At 61.6% G+C, this 16767-nt stretch carries 14 protein-coding genes; 6 read left to right on the forward strand and 8 right to left on the reverse strand.

The features are described from left to right. Nucleotides 1–15: 15 nt before the first annotated feature. Complete coding sequence (locus tag CAG02_RS26375; protein WP_371856517.1) at nt 16–333, reverse strand: type II toxin-antitoxin system RelE/ParE family toxin; 318 nt, start codon at nt 331–333, stop codon at nt 16–18. Continuing rightward, nucleotides 290–496: an antitoxin gene (locus CAG02_RS26380; protein ID WP_085712084.1), complete on the reverse strand. Its 207-nt coding sequence runs from the start codon at nt 494–496 to the stop codon at nt 290–292. The genes CAG02_RS26375 and CAG02_RS26380 overlap by 44 nt, the downstream gene beginning before the upstream one ends. A 283-nt stretch (nt 497–779) precedes the next feature. On the opposite strand from CAG02_RS26380, the gene CAG02_RS26385 reads away from it, so the two are divergent. Beyond that, entirely contained in the window at nt 780–1502 is a 723-nt protein-coding gene (locus tag CAG02_RS26385) for a hypothetical protein (RefSeq protein ID WP_085712085.1), read from the forward strand. Nucleotides 1503–1570: 68 nt separating this feature from the next. Here CAG02_RS26385 and CAG02_RS26390 read toward each other — a convergent pair whose 3' ends face one another. The 5 genes from CAG02_RS26390 to CAG02_RS29695 all read right to left on the reverse strand — a co-directional run bounded on the left by CAG02_RS26390 (nt 1571) and on the right by CAG02_RS29695 (nt 7606). Further along, nucleotides 1571–3022 carry a curlin gene (locus tag CAG02_RS26390; protein WP_085712086.1) on the reverse strand — a complete coding sequence of 484 codons (1452 nt, stop codon included), beginning with the start codon at nt 3020–3022 and terminating at the stop codon, nt 1571–1573. Between the two features lie 26 nt (nt 3023–3048). After that, a complete protein-coding gene (locus CAG02_RS26395) occupies nt 3049–3510 on the reverse strand; it encodes a curlin (RefSeq protein WP_085712087.1) in 462 nt (153 codons plus the stop codon). Between the two features lie 70 nt (nt 3511–3580). Continuing rightward, a complete protein-coding gene (locus CAG02_RS26400) occupies nt 3581–5815 on the reverse strand; it encodes an Ig-like domain-containing protein (RefSeq protein WP_085712088.1) in 2235 nt (744 codons plus the stop codon). 35 nt (nt 5816–5850) lie between these two features. Beyond that, nucleotides 5851–7197: a hypothetical protein gene (locus tag CAG02_RS26405; protein ID WP_085712089.1), complete on the reverse strand. Its 1347-nt coding sequence runs from the start codon at nt 7195–7197 to the stop codon at nt 5851–5853. A gap of 190 nt (nt 7198–7387) precedes the next feature. Next, nucleotides 7388–7606: a hypothetical protein gene (locus CAG02_RS29695; protein ID WP_139831918.1), complete on the reverse strand. Its 219-nt coding sequence runs from the start codon at nt 7604–7606 to the stop codon at nt 7388–7390. Between the two features lie 274 nt (nt 7607–7880). Between CAG02_RS29695 and CAG02_RS26410 the strand changes: the two genes are divergently transcribed. From CAG02_RS26410 to CAG02_RS26430, 5 genes are all read left to right on the forward strand, one after another. Further along, a complete protein-coding gene (locus CAG02_RS26410) occupies nt 7881–9329 on the forward strand; it encodes an ATP-binding protein (RefSeq protein WP_085712090.1) in 1449 nt (482 codons plus the stop codon). A 158-nt stretch (nt 9330–9487) separates the two neighbouring features. Next, nucleotides 9488–12295 carry a multicopper oxidase domain-containing protein gene (locus tag CAG02_RS26415; protein WP_085712091.1) on the forward strand — a complete coding sequence of 936 codons (2808 nt, stop codon included), beginning with the start codon at nt 9488–9490 and terminating at the stop codon, nt 12293–12295. Between the two features lie 17 nt (nt 12296–12312). Next, nucleotides 12313–13383 (forward strand): SCO family protein, encoded by a 1071-nt coding sequence (locus CAG02_RS26420; RefSeq protein WP_256576973.1) that lies wholly within the window; start codon nt 12313–12315, stop codon nt 13381–13383. 105 nt (nt 13384–13488) lie between these two features. Next, nucleotides 13489–14982, forward strand: a complete 1494-nt coding sequence (locus CAG02_RS26425) for an ATP-binding protein (protein WP_085712093.1) — start codon at nt 13489–13491, stop codon at nt 14980–14982. Beyond that, nucleotides 14951–16381, forward strand: a complete 1431-nt coding sequence (locus CAG02_RS26430) for a sigma-54 dependent transcriptional regulator (RefSeq protein ID WP_085712094.1) — start codon at nt 14951–14953, stop codon at nt 16379–16381. Before CAG02_RS26425 ends, CAG02_RS26430 begins: the two co-directional genes overlap by 32 nt. Here CAG02_RS26430 and CAG02_RS26435 read toward each other — a convergent pair. After that, nucleotides 16372–16740 (reverse strand): hypothetical protein, encoded by a 369-nt coding sequence (locus CAG02_RS26435; RefSeq protein WP_085712095.1) that lies wholly within the window; start codon nt 16738–16740, stop codon nt 16372–16374. The two genes, CAG02_RS26430 and CAG02_RS26435, sit on opposite strands and share 10 nt — an antisense overlap. Nucleotides 16741–16767: the final 27 nt, after the last annotated feature.

A 16767-nucleotide genomic window follows, 5' to 3' on the forward strand; every position in this document is an offset into this window, starting at 1 on the left:
GGAGTTAACAACGGATTAGAAAAAACGAGTTCGCGGATACTCCTGACGAGTGTGCAGTACGTTCACGATTTCTATTCGATCGGTTACCCGACAGATGATCAGATAACTCGAATGTACAACAGCTTCTCGAGTGCCGGAGATCCTACCGGCTCGGTAGAGGCTAGGATGTTCCAGAAGGTTGGATGCAGCTTTTGCAATCGCCCTGACGAGCTCTCTGGCTGCTCTGGGATGTCTTTCTGTTACGAAGTCGATAATTAGCATTAGCTTGGCCCGTGCTTCGGGCCTCCACTCAATCGACCTCGAAACCATTGTCTTTTGCCTTGAGCAAGGCATGTATCTCAGCCATCACCTGGTCATGCGAAATATTCGGACGCGGATCATCGAGAGAGGCCTGTACTTCGGCCCGAAACCAACGGTCATAACTCGCAGCCTGTTCCTCAGGACCAAGATCCGAAACAACCGGGCACAGTGGGTCGATCAAAGACGGGTCGATCATGGAACCTCCGGGTTTGGTGCCTGGAAGTCTATTCGGTAACGGTATCGCTGTCGTCGCTGTCTGGATGAATTGCATGTGGACCAAGCTCCGTGGGGATCAAGTTGTCCCGACAAATCCTAGAGCCTGCACTTCCGACGGCCAACCGCCAGAACTCGTCAGAAAAATCCCCGAATTTCTGAAAGCGCTCCATCTTCCGTAGGACGCAATCGTGTGTTTCTCCAAACCTGTGAGGTTAGAATGCCATCAGTTTCAAGTCGTAAATCTAAACAAAAGGAATGAGCTAGTGGTTGCACTGATAGGGTTGGTGTCGTTGTTTGGATTGCTGTCTTTGGTGGTGGCGGTGGTTGGCTTGATTGCGCCGACGGTCTTCAAGAGCAAGAAGACCGGCAAGGTCCCGACTCGATGGACTTTATTCATGGGCGGGTTGGGTTTTATGTTTCTTGCTTCTGCCCTGGTTGATTACCTCAACCCAAAATCTGAAGATCTTGAGCCGGTGGCTGCTGTCGAAGCTACGACCAGTGCCATTAGCGCCGAGAACAACACCGCACGTTCAATGAACTCCATGGGTTTGACAGTCAACGAGTTCCATAACGCGTTCAACGACGCAATCGGTCAATACAAGGAGGAGTTCAAGACTGCGGATTTCGACGTCCAGGGTGGTGGGGCCACTGATACGTTCTCCCATATTTTCAGTCAAAACCTGACGATGATGGGGACCATTGATAAGAATGACGGCAACGTGGATATGGTGATCATCAACGTTTCCATGGGGCAGGAGAATCTGCTACAGCCGTTGGCTGTTCTGCTCGCGGCCACTGAGGCTCTCAATCCCGACGTTTCGTTGGAGGAGAACAAAAAAATCGTGATGGAGATTTTCAATGAGTCCGTCGCGAAAATCGACTCTGAAAAAAGTGTCGAGCGTAAGGTAGGCGACCTTCATTACTCAGCGACGACTACTCGTTACACAGGAATGATGTTCGGCATCACAAAGAGCAGCGAAGGCTGAATCGTCCTGCTGGCATAAAAAAGCCGCGATTCCCTCACTAGGGGATCGCGGCTTTTTTTTTCCAACACTTACTGCTGCAAAACCGTCGCCTGGTTAGCCGACCCGAACTGCTGAATATTCGCGGTCTGCGTCATCCCGCTCTGATCCACATTGGCAATGTTCCCGGTGCCCCCCTGGGTCACGTACGCGACGTTCATGGTGTCAGCCTGTTTGACGGTGATCATGTTGTCGCTGCCATACAGCTGCGCGGTGTAGGCCTGGTTGCCGGTGCCCGATTGGTCGAATTCGGTGCTGTTGCCCGAGCCATTCGAGGTGCCTTGGGCCAGGTTGGTGGTGCCGCGTTGATCGGAGATCAGGATGTTGTCGCTGCCGTTCTGATCGAAGTACAGCTCGTTGTAGGAATCAGCCTGGCTGACTGTGGTTTTGTTGCCGGTCCCGGTCTGGTGGGTGGTCATGACGTGGCCGACGCCGTCCTGGGTGAAGCTGGCGATGTTGCCGTTACCCGCCTGATTGATCGTCGCACGCTGGTTGCTGCCGAACTGGCCGCCGTGTTGCGGGCCTTTCCAGTTGCTGGCGTAGACTTTGTTGTCGTTGCCCACGGAGGTGGCGTTGAGTGTGTGGCCGTCGCCGCTCTGGTAGGTGTAGTGCACGTTGCCGTTGCCGACTTGATACAGCGCCAGGGTCGAGTTGACCGACTCGAATTGGTCGGCGTAGATGGCGTTGGTGTTGCCGACCTGGGTGACGGCGGCGGTGTTGTTTTCGCCGTAGCTCTGGTCGACCACGGTTTCGTTGCTGTCGCCGTACTGGTTGACGGTGGCCTGGCTGGCCAGTTGCGAGTCCTGCCAGATCTCGCTGCCGTTGAGGTTGCCGAACTGGTTGATGGTGATGTTGCCGCCGGTGCCGTTGCGCTGGTCGCCGTAGGCGTAGTTGTTTTCGCCGGCCTGGTTGATGCCGATCTGCCCGCCGTTGTGGGTGACCTGTTCGGCGGTGCCGTAGTTGGCGGTGCCGTATTGGGTGATCACCGAGCTGTTGCCGCTGCCTTCGTACAGTTGCTCGATGTTGGCTTCGTTGCTGTCGCCGAACTGGAAGGTCTTGCCTTCGCTGCCGTTCTGCGAGTCCTGGTAGACGAACGAGAAGTTGCCGGTGCCTTGCTGCTGTTGCAGGGCGGTGTTGGGGGCGCCGAAGCCCAGCGACTGGCTGGCGTGGGTGGTGTTGAAGGCGCCGGTCTGTTGCTGGGTGATGGTGCCGTTGTCTTCGTAAAGTTGTTCGGCATAGGCGGCGTTGTAGTCGCCGACCGCGTCCTGGGTGATGACGCTGCTGGCGGTGTCTTGCACGGCGGCGGCGTCGTTGCCCTGGCCCAGTTGGGTCTGGGTGGCGCTGCTGAACGGGGCCTGGGTCTGCTTCACATCGGCGATGTTGGCAGTACCGACCTGGCTCTGGGTGGACAGGCTGTCGTCGGCCATGGCCTGGGCACTGATCATGACCAGGATGGCGGCGGTGAGGGGCGTCAGTTTGAACATGATGAACTCTCCGATGATTGCAGTGCTTAGCGGTATTGCTTGACCGAAACGCTCATGCCGTTGCCCGACTGGGTCACGGCGCTTTGCAGCCCCGTGCCGGCCTGCTCGATGCTGGCGTCGTTGTTGTTGCCGTTTTGCGAAATCTGCGCGCGGTTGTGGCTGCCGTTCTGGGTGATGGATGCGGCGTTGCCGGAACCGTTTTGCGTGATCAAGGCCATCAGGTCGCTGCCTTGTTGCAGGATGTACGCTTCCTGATTGCTGCCCGATTGCACGATCTTTCCAAGCAGCGACTGACCGTTCTGTGAGAGCAGGGCAAGGTTGGCCTGGCCGTTCTGGTCGATCAGGGCTCGCTGGCCCACTGGGGGCGGCAGTTCGCCAAGGTCGGCGGAGGGCGCCAGGTCGTCGTTGTCCATCAGGTCGTCGGCGCGCACGCCCGCACTGGCGCACAGGGCGAGCAGGCAAAGCAGGGCGGCGGTCGGCGTGTTCATGGCGAAAATCCTGTCGGGCATTAACCGTTGAACGTTGCCCCACCTGCCCGAAAACAGGTGGGGCGTGGGCTCAGAGGGTGGTCACCGAGATGGTGCGCACGGTGCCCTGGGACGAGCGGATGGTGGCGGTCGGGTTAGCCGATGGCACCACCGTCGTGTTGTTCAACGTCAACCGCCAGCGTCCGGTGACCGGCACCGTCGTCGTGCCGAGAGTGACCAACCCGGTCGGGGTGGTGACCTGCACGGTGATGGTGTTGCCGGTGGTCACCGAGGAGGTGCCGGCGAAGTCCCAGTTGAAGCGGTTGCCGGAGCGGGCCTGCACGGTCGAGGTGGTGATCGTGAAGGTTTCCGCTGCTGGTCGTGGCGACACTTGCACGGTGACCGTGGCCGGCGTCGACAGGGCGCCGAAGCTGTCCCGGGCGATGTAGGTGAAGGTCGTGGTGAACGCGGTGGTCACGGTGGCTGGTGGGGTGTAGGTGATCACCGTGCCGTCGGTGCTGACCGTGCCACGTCCTGCCGGCGGCTGGGTCAGGCTGGCGACGCCCAGCGGCACGTTGCCTTCCGGATCGGTGTCGTTGGCCAGGACGTTGATCGGGATCGCCACGCCCAGCGTTGCGACGCTGTCGGCGACGGCGGTCGGTGGCCGGTTCGGCGCGACGCTGATGGTCACTGTGGCCGGGTTCACCGAGGCCAGGCCTTTGCTGTCCTGGGCCTTGTAGGTGAAGGTCGTGGTCAGCGGTGCGTTGACTACGGCTGGCGGGGTATAGACCACCGACGTGGTGCCGTTCAGGGCAACGGTGCCCTGGCCGGCCGGCGGTTGAGTCAGCGCGGTGATGGTCAGCGGTACGTTGCCGTCCGGGTCGTTGTCGTTGGTCAGGACGTTGAGAGTGATTGGCACACCGAAGCTGGTGCTGCCGGTGTCGGCGACGGACAGCGGCGCCTGGTTTTCTCCAGTGTCCGGTGCGTTGCCGACGACCACGACCGGCTCGGTGTCGCTGCCGCCAGCGGCGGATTTGACCGTGACGGTAGCCGGTGGCTGGGTCAGGTCGGCGACGGTGATTTTTTGCAGGGTGCCGGTCTTCGACAGGCGTCCGTAGCCTTGGGCGACCATGTCCGGCACGGCGACTTCATCGGTCGATGTGGCTTCGATCAGCAGGCTGTGATTGGCCCAGCTGTAGCGGGCGGTCTGGATTTTCACCACGTCGGTGAGCTTGCTCGACACGGCGGTCGGACGCGTCGTACCGGCGGGGTTGGTGGCAGTCACGACCACCACTGATGGCAGCGTTCCGTTGCCCAGGCGCTGGCCGAAAAACAAGCCGTTGTTGTCGCTCAGCAGGCTGGTCTGGCAAGGCGTCGGCGGTGGACCGGGCAGCAGCGCCAGGCTTTCGCGGAAGCACAGCGTCGAGCTGTTGTCGGCCTTGGCGAACACTTCGGCACGCACACCGGCCGACGTGCGGCGGTAGGTGGCACGGTCGATTTCCACGTGGGTCTGCTGACGGTTGTCGAGGACCTTGCCGGCGACGGTGAACAGGTTGGTCTGAATCGTACCGGCAGCCGAGGGGCCGACGATCCGCACGAAGTTGGTGTTGAACGGGCTGCCGGTCACCGCTTCGGTGAGGTTCGGGTCACCGACGAAGGTTTCGATGTTGCCGGTGTCCGGGTTCACCTCGGTGTAGGGCCCGTTGACGCTGCGCAGGAACGGCCCGATGGCGCCGTTGAGCGCACCGCTGAAATTGCCCGGTGCGCCGATGCCGACGTCCTTGGTGATGTTGATCGCCCGCCGGCCCGGTGTGGTGACGTTGACGGTCTCCACACCGAACGGGTGGGTGATGGTGTAGGTGCCGGCGACAGGCACGTTCACCCGGATGCGGATCCGCGCAAAGCTTTGCTGCTGGCCATCCACCGGATTGCCCGAGGCAAATGCCGCTTCGATCCCGGCGACGTAAGCGTCCATGCCATAACCGGCACCGTTGTTGGCAATGTTGGTCTCGGCGAGAAACCAGAAGGCTTCCGGCGGCCAGTTGTCGGGGAAGACCATCGGCAGTGTGTCGTCGAAAACTCCCGGTTCCGGCAGCAGGGTGCACATGTACGCCGGCGGTGTGGCTGCCGCGACGCGGGAGCTGGTGGCCCGCGACTGGCACAGCTCCATCGACAGCAGGTTGTTGTCCTGATACCAGATCGGGAATTTCCCGGTGGCGTAGGTATAAGGGCCGGGATCGACGGCGGCCAGTTGCGCGAACGCACTGCCGGTCAGCGAGATTGTCAGCCCGAGCGCGTTGAGCGCGAAGCGTGGCCACTTGTTCATGATGCCTCCTGATGCGGATCTGGGCATGTGAGCGTTCATTGCACGATGACCACTTCTTCGGTATCGCTGCCGCCGTTGGACGACGTCACCCGGACCCTGGCCGGCGGAATCGGCGAGATCCCGGTGGCCAGGGTTTTCACTGCGCCGTCACCGCCGAGGGCTCCAATGGCGGCGCCGGTGCCGGAGGTGGCGGTGAGCACCGGTGGCGAGGTTTCGTCACTGGTCGAGGCCACCACGGTCAGTTGCCCGGAACTCAGGCTGTACTCGGCGCGCTGGATCACCACCAGGTCGGTCAGGGGCATAGCCAGGGTGGTCGGGGTGCTGCTGGCAATGGCCAGGTGGTTGTCGGCGGTCACTTGCAGGGTGGTCGGCAAGGTCGGGTTGATTGGTGATTGCGCGTACCAGCTGCCGGTGCTGTCGGCCTCCGTGAGGTTGAGCACCGGCGTGCTGCTGGTGACCGCCACGGTGGCCGGGGCGGGCGGCGCCAGCACGAACACGTCTTGCTGGGCCACAGGCGCGCTGGTGCCAGGCTTGCGCGAATAGGTGCTGCGCTGCGGAATCAGCGGCGTCGGCCGGACCACCGTCGACAACTTGCCGGAGACCGCAAACACCGTGGTGCGCAGATCGATCCCGCCGGGGCCTTCGATGCGCAGGAAGTTGGTGTTGAACGGGCTGCCGGTCACAGCCTCTTCGAGGTTGGGGTCGCCGACGAACTGTTCGGCGCCGCCGCTCACCGGATTGGTTTCGGTGTAGGGCCCGTTGACGCTGCGCAGGAACGGCCCGACGTCACCCTTGAGCGCGCCGTCGTAGGTTTTCGGGCTGCCGATGCCGATGTCGCGGGTCATGTTGATCGCGCGACGACCGGGGGTGTCCACGTTGAACACTTCGACGCCGTAGGGGTGAGTGATCACGTAGGTGCCGGCGGTGGGCACATCGACCCGGATGCGGATGCGCGCGAAGCTGATCTGGTCGCCTTCCACCGGATCGCCGCCACTGAACGCCGCTTCCACGGCCGAGCCGTAAGACAGGTTGATGCCCCGGGCCGCATCGACCACGGTGCCGTCGGCGGTGAACCAGAACGCTTCGTCGGGAAAGTTGCCCGGGAAGACGATCGGTTGGGTGTCATCGAAAATTCCCGGCGCAGGGATCAGCGAGCACATGTACGAAGGCGCGCCGGGTGTGCTCGGTACGCGGGAACTGAGCGCTTTGGACAGGCACAGGTCCAGGGTGCGTCCGTGGGTGTCCTGATACCAGCTGGCAAATCCGCCGGTCGCCGGGGCATAGGGTCCGGGATCGACGGCGAACAGAGCGGCCTGGGCAATGCCCTGGGCCAGGGCGCTCACGACCAGGACGGTCGCGGTTTTGGACAGTAAAGGGTGCATGAGTTAATCCCTCTATCGAAGTGCCTGCCCCTTGGGGGTGGGTCAGTTGCAGAGGGGCTTTACAACTTCCATACCAACGGCCGGGCAACGGGCGGGAAAGTGCCGTGACACAAGGGCTGGCCGAGGGAGAGGGCGTTGTCCGGCGGAAAGGGGACAGGGTCACAGTCCCCAGGGTTGGGGACTGTGGGGGCTAGATTTTCTTCAGGGTTGCATAAAGTCTGTCTGAGTCCTGATAACTCACCCGATCATTGATGGCAAGCAAGGCCCACCGGCCCACTCCAAAGACGATATCCGCACCTCCATCATCAGGAGTGACGATGACAAGTCGCGGTGGGAGGCCGGGAAATTCATTGTCAGTGATTTTTTTTACTACGCCTTCGAATGGGTTTGGAGCAATTGGCGTTGACATATTGATCGTCCTTGACTTGGCGGTTTGACCGCCAAACCTGAGTGTGCACCGGTTTTGAATGAGCTAGTGGAAGCAAACTCCCATCGTGCCCCGTTGACAACTGTCAGATCTGACAGGTGAAGTGCGTGAGCTCCCCGAAAAGTTCCTCTATGGTCCCGCCGCGATCCGTTTGTACAGACCTCATCGGACCGTGGCGCGGGTAGTTTCCCCGCATCCGGGCAATCACCCAACCGTGGGCTATAACCCTATAGGGACGTATCGGGAAGTCGCCGTCATGAACATGCAGTCAAAATCGCTACCGGTCGAGGAGAGCAGCCTGCGGCTGGGCTCGCGCAAGCAGCCGTTCAATCTGCTGCGCTGGTTTTCGTTGATCAGCATGGCGGTGATCGGCACGGTAGCCGTGGCGCTTGGCACGGTGTCGACGCGTTTCGTGATCGAAGAAAGTGTGCAGCGTGATGCCTTGCTGACGGCGCAGTTCATTCAGGCCATCGCTTCGGCTGAGGTGCGCCACGTTTCGATTCCCAATATCCGCACCATGGGCGACTTGCTGGACCCGCGCCAGGACCGGGACTTTCCCGACGTCGACCCGGCGGCCCGGGCAAGCGCCCGGGGCGAATTTCTCGATCACATCGAGCATCTGCCGGACGTGATCCTCGCCAACGTTTACGCGCCGGATCGCCTGGTGATCTGGTCGACCAACCCCGCGCTGGTCAACACCCGCATCCACGCCGATGAAGACCTTGATCGTGCATTCAGCGAGAAGATTCCGGTGTCGGCCAGTTATCACAACGTCGACAAGGGCCGTGAAGAGCAGAAGTTCGTGGTGCCGCCGGATTACATCTTCATCGAGAACTACATTCCGCTGTTCGACGCCGACGGCAAGAACGTCACCGCGATGGTCGAGATCTACAAGGAACCCAAGGACCTGATCGCCCGCATGGAACGGGGGTTGACCCTGATATGGCTGGCCACCGCGCTGGGCGGCGGGCTGATTTATCTGGGCCTGTACTGGATTGTGCGACGGGCGGCGATCCTGCTGGCCGTGCAACAAAAACAACTGATCGCCAACGAAACCTTTGTCGCACTGGGCGAGATGTCCTCGGCGGTGGCGCACAGCCTGCGCAACCCGTTGGCGACCATCCGTTCCAGCGCCGAGCTGGCCCTGGAATTCGACGCGGGGCCGGCGCAGAAGAACATCAAGGACATCATCGGCCAGGTCGATCGCATGTCGAAGTGGGTGCGCGAACTGCTGCAGTCGCTGCGACCGCTCAACGACGAACCGGAGCCAGTGAACCTGGTGGCGGCGTTGCATGAAAGTCTGGTCGCCTTCGAACAACAGATCGCCAAAAACGCGGTGCACGTGGTGTTTCATCCGCAGCAGACGCCGATGGTGCTGAGTCAGCCGGTACAACTGACGCAAATCCTCAACAGCCTGCTGGCCAACGCACTGGAGGCCATGGACAAGGGCGGCATGTTGACCATTACCCTCGAACCCACAAACAACGGCGGCGTCAGCGTCATGCTCAGTGACACCGGCAAAGGCATGAACGAAGAACAGCGCAGCATGGCGTTCCGGCCGTTCTTCACCACCAAGCAGGGCGGCCTCGGCGTAGGGCTGGTGCTGGTCAAACGGATCATGGAGCGTTTCGGCGGCGGCGTGACCCTGGACAGCCGCGAAGGCGAGGGCACCACCGTTCGTCTGGCATTTCAGCTCATCGAGTAAATGGGGTGAACTTTCCCCCAGGAGCGGGTGTCAGGCCCCGGTCACCGGGGAGTGGGGAATCCAGCAGCGTCTGTAACCGATTGTTTTAACTTGGATTAATACTTTGGCGAGCTAATTGCAAAACACCATCACCCCTTCCTTAGATGAGGCGGCTGGTGATGGACAGAACAACGCGTGACCCCAAAAAGCTGTTTCTGCTGACGCCGTTGGGCGTCTTTCTGATGTTGGCCCTGGGCAACATGGCCGGGGTCCGAGCGAGCCCGATCGACGACGAAAACCAGCCGGAAGCCTCCGACCCGTCCGCGTATTACGACGAGCCGGCGGATGAACCGGCGGCCCTCAACGCCATCCTGACCATGCCCGAGGCCAACGAAGACTCCTTCGATCTGCCCGACGGGGTGAAAGGCACGCGCAACACCACCCGTTCGGAAAACATCCTGCCACCCACCGTGCAGACCAGTTTCAACTATCCCACCAACGGCAAGCCGAGCCCGCTGTTTGGCGCCCAGCCGTTCACCCAGCAAATCGTCCTGTTCGAAGAGTTCGGCCCGGAAAAACTCGACCCGACCACTCCGGCCGCGCCGTTGGGTTTTCCGCCTGCGGCCATCGGCCCGGCTCCGGCCCAGGACCCGAACAGCGTCGCCCGCAGCGCTCCCCCCGGCACCGCGCTGGACGCGTTCCTGCGCCAACCGGGCCTGACACCGTTCCCGAGCCAGTTCTCCAACGTCGTCGACCGCAACCCGTGGCAGTCGCAGATCGAGCTGTTCCTCAACCGCCATATCGGCTCGTCCGCTGAAGGGCGGCCACCGGGAAAAGGCTGGGCGCACCAACGCTGGAACGAGTTCTACCCGCAAGTCGCCTACAAGACCGTGCAGACCGGTGCGCGTGTGAACGGCGGCCTGCGTGACAGTCGGCAGATGCACGGTTATGCCGTCGGCGAGTTCGGCCCCGGCGGGCTGTACCACAACGTTGCCGGCGTGCCGGCGACGGATGGCACCGCCAAGGGTGTCGATGCACGTTTCCATCCGGCGATGCCCGTGCAGAACCACAATTCGGTGTGGACCTTCGACGGCACGCTGCCGCCGAAACTGTTGATGGTGCGCTACGGCCAACCGGTGATGATGCGTCACTACAACGGCCTGCCGATCGATCCGTCGGCCAACCGTGGCTTTGGCCTGCACACCATCACCACCCACGAACACAACGGCCACGCACCGGCGGAAAGCGACGGCTATGCCAACGCGTTTTTCTTCCCCGGCCAGTACTACGACTATCGCTGGCCGATCCAGCTCGCCGGTTACGACAGCATCAACACCAAGGCCGAAGATCCGCGCGCGGCATTCCCGTGCGCGCCGGGGGAAACCCTGTGGGTCAACGACCTGCAACCTGCGAAGAAGACCTGCGATCACGGCACCATCAAGATCCGTGGCGACTGGCGCGAAACCATGAGCACTCACTGGTTCCACGACCACATGCTCGATTTCACCGCGCAGAACGTCTACAAGGGCAACGCGGCGATGATGAACTACTACAGCGCGCTGGATCGCGGCAACGAATCGGTCAACGACGGGGTCAACCTGCGTTTCCCCAGCGGCAGCGCCTTGCCGTGGGGTAACCGCGACTATGACGTCAACCTGGTGTTCGCCGACAAGGCCTGGGATCAGGAAGGCCAGTTGTGGTTCAACCCGTTCAACACCGATGGTTTCATCGGCGATCAGGTGCTGGTCAACTGGCAATGGAAACCGACCCTCGACGTGCGCGCCCGCAGTTATCGGTTCCGCATCCTCAACGGTTCGGTCTCGCGCTACTTCAAGCTCGCGCTGGTAAGGGAAATCAAAGGCACCAGCGGTGAATTCCAGGGGCCGAAAAACTCCGGCGTTTCCTACAGCCGTGTGCCGTTCCACATGATCGCCAACGACGGCAACATCATGGAGCACAGCGTGCCGTTCGACGGCTCGATGGATCTGGATGCCGACGGTGACAAACAGAACCACAACGCGATCCTGCCGACCCAGGGCATCGCCGAGCGGTTCGACATCATCGTCAACTTTTCGAAAAACGGCATCAAACCCGGTGACAAGCTGTTCTTCGTCAACCTCCAGGCCCAGGACGACGGCAAAGGCCCGAAAGAGACGATCTCGCTGTCCGACGTGCTCTCCGAGAAGTACCTGGCGGTGATCAAGCAGACCAGCAAAGGCCCGCAATGGGACAAGGGCGATCCGGCGGTGGGCAAGGTCTTGCAGCTCAACGTCAAGCCTTTTACCGGCCAGGACCTGGCCATGGACCCGGCGGCCTACGAACCGGCCAAACCGGGCAAGGCTGAAGGCATGGTGATGATCCCGCTGAAGATCCACCGCGACAACGCCGCCGACAAGGCACTGCTGGCCAACGCCCGTCACCGCACCTTTACCTTCGGCCGCAGCGACGGCACCGATGAAGCACCGTGGACGGTCAAGACCGATGGCGGCTTCGGCTTCCACATGGACCCACGCCGGTTGAACGCCTCGACCAAACTGGCCAGCGGCCCGACCGATGCCGGCACCGCCGGGTTCGGCACCCTGGAAGTGTGGAACATCAAGCTCGGCGGCAAGGGCTGGAGCCATCCGGTGCACGTGCACTTCGAGGAAGGGATCATCCTCAGCCGTGGCGGTAAGGCCCCGCCTGAATGGGAAAAATGGGCACGCAAGGACGTCTATCGCATCGGCTCGGAAGCCGACGGGCTGGACAGCGTGGAAATGGCGATCAACTTCCGCGAGTTCGCCGGGACCTACATGGAGCACTGTCACAACACCCAGCATGAGGACAACTCGATGCTGCTGCGTTGGGACCTCGAGAAGCCCGGGCAACTACAGCTGATGCCGACACCGCTGCCGAGCTGGGATGGCGTGCGCTACGTCAACTCCGCCGCGCTGCCGACCTTCCGCACTGGCGATGGCTTCGGCCCGCAAGTGACCGTGAAGAAATGAGCAGGGAGGGAGCCGACATGACCCGGCCAACGCCGCGCTCCCGCGCCCTGGGCATGCACTTGATCCTGGTGCTGGTCACCTGCCTGCTCGGCAGTCAGGTGCTCATCGCCCATCAAGCGCTGCCCGAGGGCGCCAGCGAATCCGCCACCCCGTGGGGTGGCGACTATTTCCCCAACACCCAGCTGACCGATCAGGACGGCCGGCAGGTGCGTTTTTTCGATGACCTGATCAAAGACAAAGTGGTGGTGATCAACTTCATCTTCACTTCCTGCAGCGACTCCTGCCCACTGGAAACCGCGCGCCTGCGCCAAGTGCAGAAACTGCTGGGGGACCGGGTCGGCCAGGACATCTTTTTCTACTCGATCAGCATCGATCCCTTAAGCGACACCCCCGAAGTGCTCAAGGCCTATGCGCAACGCTTCAAGGTCGGTCCCGGCTGGAAATTCCTCACCGGCGAATTCGAAGATGTCACCGACCTGCGCAAGAAACTCGGACTGTTCATCGAAGGCGTCGACAACGGCCGCACCAAGGACCACAACCTGAGCCTGATCGTCGGCAACCAGAGCACCGGGCGCTGGATGAAAGCCTCGCCGTTCGAGAACCCGTGGATCCTTGCCGATCAACTGGCCAATACCTTGCAGAACTGGAAGCAGCCGAGCATCGAGCAAAGTTACGCCAATGCGCCGGAGATTCGCCCGCCGAGCAATGGCGAAGAACTGTTCCGCACCCGTTGCGCCTCCTGCCACAGCCTCGGCCCGCAGGACGGTGAAGGCATCGGCATGCGCAACATCGGCCCGGACTTGATCGGTGTGACCCGTCAGCGTGACCCGGTCTGGCTCAACCGCTGGATTCGTGAGCCGGATCGGGTACTGGCAGAAAAAGACCCGATCGCACTGCAACTGTTCGAACAATACGAGCGGATTGCGATGCCCAACCTGCGCCTCGACGAACAGTCAGCGCAGGCGATCATCGACTTTCTGCGCGATGAAACCGAGCGCCAGCACCCGACCACGCAGCCCTTGGCTGACGGGGCGTTGACGCCAACCCGTGCGGCCGCGAGCAGCGAAACGGTGAGCCGTATGCGCTAGCGACCAAATAGCGACTTTGAGTCCTGTATTGCGGTGATAGCCACCTACACTCACTCGTGAGGTGGCTGTAACCGGTTCGATACAAAAAACGCCAGGGCACCCCCCATGCAACGACTGGAAGAACAACAAACACCGGCGCCAAACGTCGCGGCGGCCGCCCTCAAGGGGTGGGGCGCGCAGTTCAATCTGCTGCGCTGGTTCTCGCTGGCGAGTTTTTTCATCATTGCCGCCGTGGCGCTGGGGCTGGGTTATATCTCCACGCGCTTCGTGGTCACTGAAAGTGTCGAGCGCGATGCGCTGCTCACCGCGCAATTCGTCCAGGCCATCGGTGATGCGGAAATGCGCCATGCCGGCATCACGCCGCTGCGCACCATGGGTGAAATGCTTGACCCGCGTCAGGACGAAAACTTTCCCGACGTCGATCCGCTGGCCCATGGCGCGGCCCGGGCCGAGTTTCTCGATCACGTCGAACACCTGCCGGATGTGCTGCTGGCGACGGTCTATGCCCTGGATCGCTCGGTGATCTGGTCGACCAACCCGGAACTCATCGGCGTCAAGTTCGAGGACGATGACGAGCTGGACGAGTCGTTCGAAATGAAAGTGCCGGTGTCCTCCAGCTATCACAAGATCGACGACGAGAAACCCGAGCAGAAACTCTCCCGCGAACCCAAATACCTGTTCATCGAGAACTACATCCCGATGTTCAACGCCGACAAAAGCAAAGTCATCGCCATGGTCGAGATCTACAAGGAACCGGCGGATCTGGTGGATCGCATCGACCGCGGATTTGCCTCGATCTGGGCGGCGACGATCCTCGGCGGCGCGGCGATTTACCTGGGCCTGTTCTGGATCGTGCGGCGTGCCTCGACTTTGCTGCACAGTCAGCAACAGCAACTGATCAGCAACGAAACCTTTGTCGCGCTGGGGGAGATGTCTTCGGCGGTGGCCCACAGCCTGCGCAATCCGCTGGCAACCATTCGCTCCAGTGCCGAACTGGCTCAGGAAGTGGCCAGCCAGAGCGCCCAGCGCAACATCGGCGACATCATCAGTCAGGTGGACCGCATGTCGCGCTGGGTCCGGGAATTGCTGGTTTCGCTGCGGCCGATGAGTGACGACGGCGAGGCGCTGGAACTGCGCGCCGCCGTGGAAGATTCCCTCGGCGCGTTCGAGGCGCTGATCCGGCGCAATGGTGTCGAAGTGCGACTCAACCTGCAGGATTGCCCGCCGGTGGTCAGTCACAAAGTACTGCTGACGCAGATTCTCAATAGCCTGTTTGCCAACGCCCTGGAGGCCATGCCCAAGGGCGGCGTGCTGAGCGTCGAGATTGATGCACCCCACGCCGGCCAGGTCTGCATGACGGTGGGTGACACCGGCAAAGGCATGAACGCGCAGCAGCAACAACTGGTGTTCAAACCGTTTTTCACCACCAAGCAGGGCGGCCTCGGGGTTGGCCTGGCACTGGTCAAAAGAATCATGGAGCGCTTTCAGGGCTCGGTCGTGCTGACCAGCCGCGAGCAGGAAGGAACCCGCGTCAGTCTCAACTTTAAAGTGGCATCGGGAGGGGAATATGGAACACAGCATTCTGCTGGTCGAGGATGACGAACTGTTGGCCGACAATATTCAGACCTACCTGGAGCGCAAAGACTTCGAGGTGACGGTTTGCCATTCGGCTGAAGACGCGCTGGGGCAACTGGAAAACTTTATGCCGGACATCGTGCTGACCGACAACTCGCTGCCGGGCATGAGCGGCCACGACCTGATCCAGAAGCTGCGCATCAGCGCGCCGGATCTGAAAGTGATCATGATGACCGGTTACGGCAACGTCGAAGACGCGGTGGTCGCAATGAAGGAGGGCGCCTTTCATTACGTCACCAAACCGGTCGCGCTGCCGGAGCTCAAACTGCTGCTGGACAAGGCCCTGGCCACCGAACGGATGGAGCGCACGCTGTCGTTCTATCAGGAGCGCGAGGCGCAAAAGTCCGGGGTGCAGGCGCTGATCGGCGAATCAGAGCCGATGCTGCATTTGAAGAACACCATCGGCCAGTTGCTCGAAGCCGAGCGGCGCATGACCGGTGGTGACCTGCCGCCGGTGCTGGTGGAAGGCGAGACCGGCACCGGCAAGGAACTGGTGGCCCGTGCGCTGCATTTCGATGGCGTACGCAGCAAAGGCCCGTTCATTGAATTCAACTGCGCGTCGATCCCCGCCAACCTGGTGGAATCGGAGCTGTTCGGCCATGAGAAAGGTGCGTTCACCGATGCCAAGGATCGCCGGGTCGGTCTGGTGGAAGCGGCGGACGGCGGCACGCTGTTCCTCGATGAAATCGGCGAGATGGACCTGGTGCTGCAGGCCAAACTGCTCAAGCTGCTGGAGGACCGCACCATTCGCCGGGTCGGCTCGGTGAAGGAGCGCAAGGTCAATCTTCGGGTGATCAGCGCCACCAACTGCAACCTCGAACAAATGGTCCAGCAGGGCAAGTTCCGCCGTGACCTGTTCTTCCGCCTGCGGATCATCTCGATCAAGGTGCCGCGCCTGTATGCCCGGGGCGACGACGCGCTGCTGCTGGCCCGGCATTTTCTCGCCAGCCACGGCAAGCGCTACGGCAAGCCCAACCTGCATTTCAGCCAGCAAGCCGAAGAGTTGCTGCTCAATTACACCTGGCCGGGCAACGTGCGCGAACTGCGCAACATGCTCGAACAGACCGTGCTGCTGGCGCCGAGCGACACCATCGCCGCGCACCAGTTGAACGTGTGCATGAGCCTCGTGGACGAGCCGTCGCTGCATCAACATCACGAGGTGCCGCACTTCGAACCGCGCCCGGCGAGCAACACCGAGTCGATGAACCTGCCGGAGGTCGAGCGCGACATGGTGCGCAAGATGCTCGACAAGACCGACTGGAATGTCACCAAGTCCGCCCGCTTGCTGGGCCTGAGCCGCGACATGCTGCGTTACCGCATCGAAAAGCTCGGCCTGGCACGCCCGGACAAGCGTCAGTGGTAGACCGCGTTACTCCGTGGATTCGGCGGGCTCAGGCACTCCAGCAGGCACGTCGGGTCCAGCACCTCGTCATTGACGTAGATGCCGCGCTCGGCATCGTAGGTGCGGATAAACACCCGCACCGTCGCATCGGCCACGGTCGGCAGCTGTGAGTCATGGAACACGTGGCGATCCGGGATGACGATGAAATCCTGCGGCGGCGTGTCATCGAACGCTCGCGGCGGCTGCGCATTCAGCGACGGCGGAGCAGGGTGGGCAAAGGGCTGGTCGGCCCCGTAGTAATTGAAGTTGCTGTCGAGGGCTTGTGCCTGAGCGGCGGCGAGTAGACAGACGCAAAACAGCAGCCGATTTAACGTTTGCATGGCGGCACCTGTGGAAGCGGTTTTCCC

This window comes from Pseudomonas sp. R43(2017) (assembly GCF_002112345.1).
GTDB classification, from domain to species: domain Bacteria; phylum Pseudomonadota; class Gammaproteobacteria; order Pseudomonadales; family Pseudomonadaceae; genus Aquipseudomonas; species Aquipseudomonas kribbensis.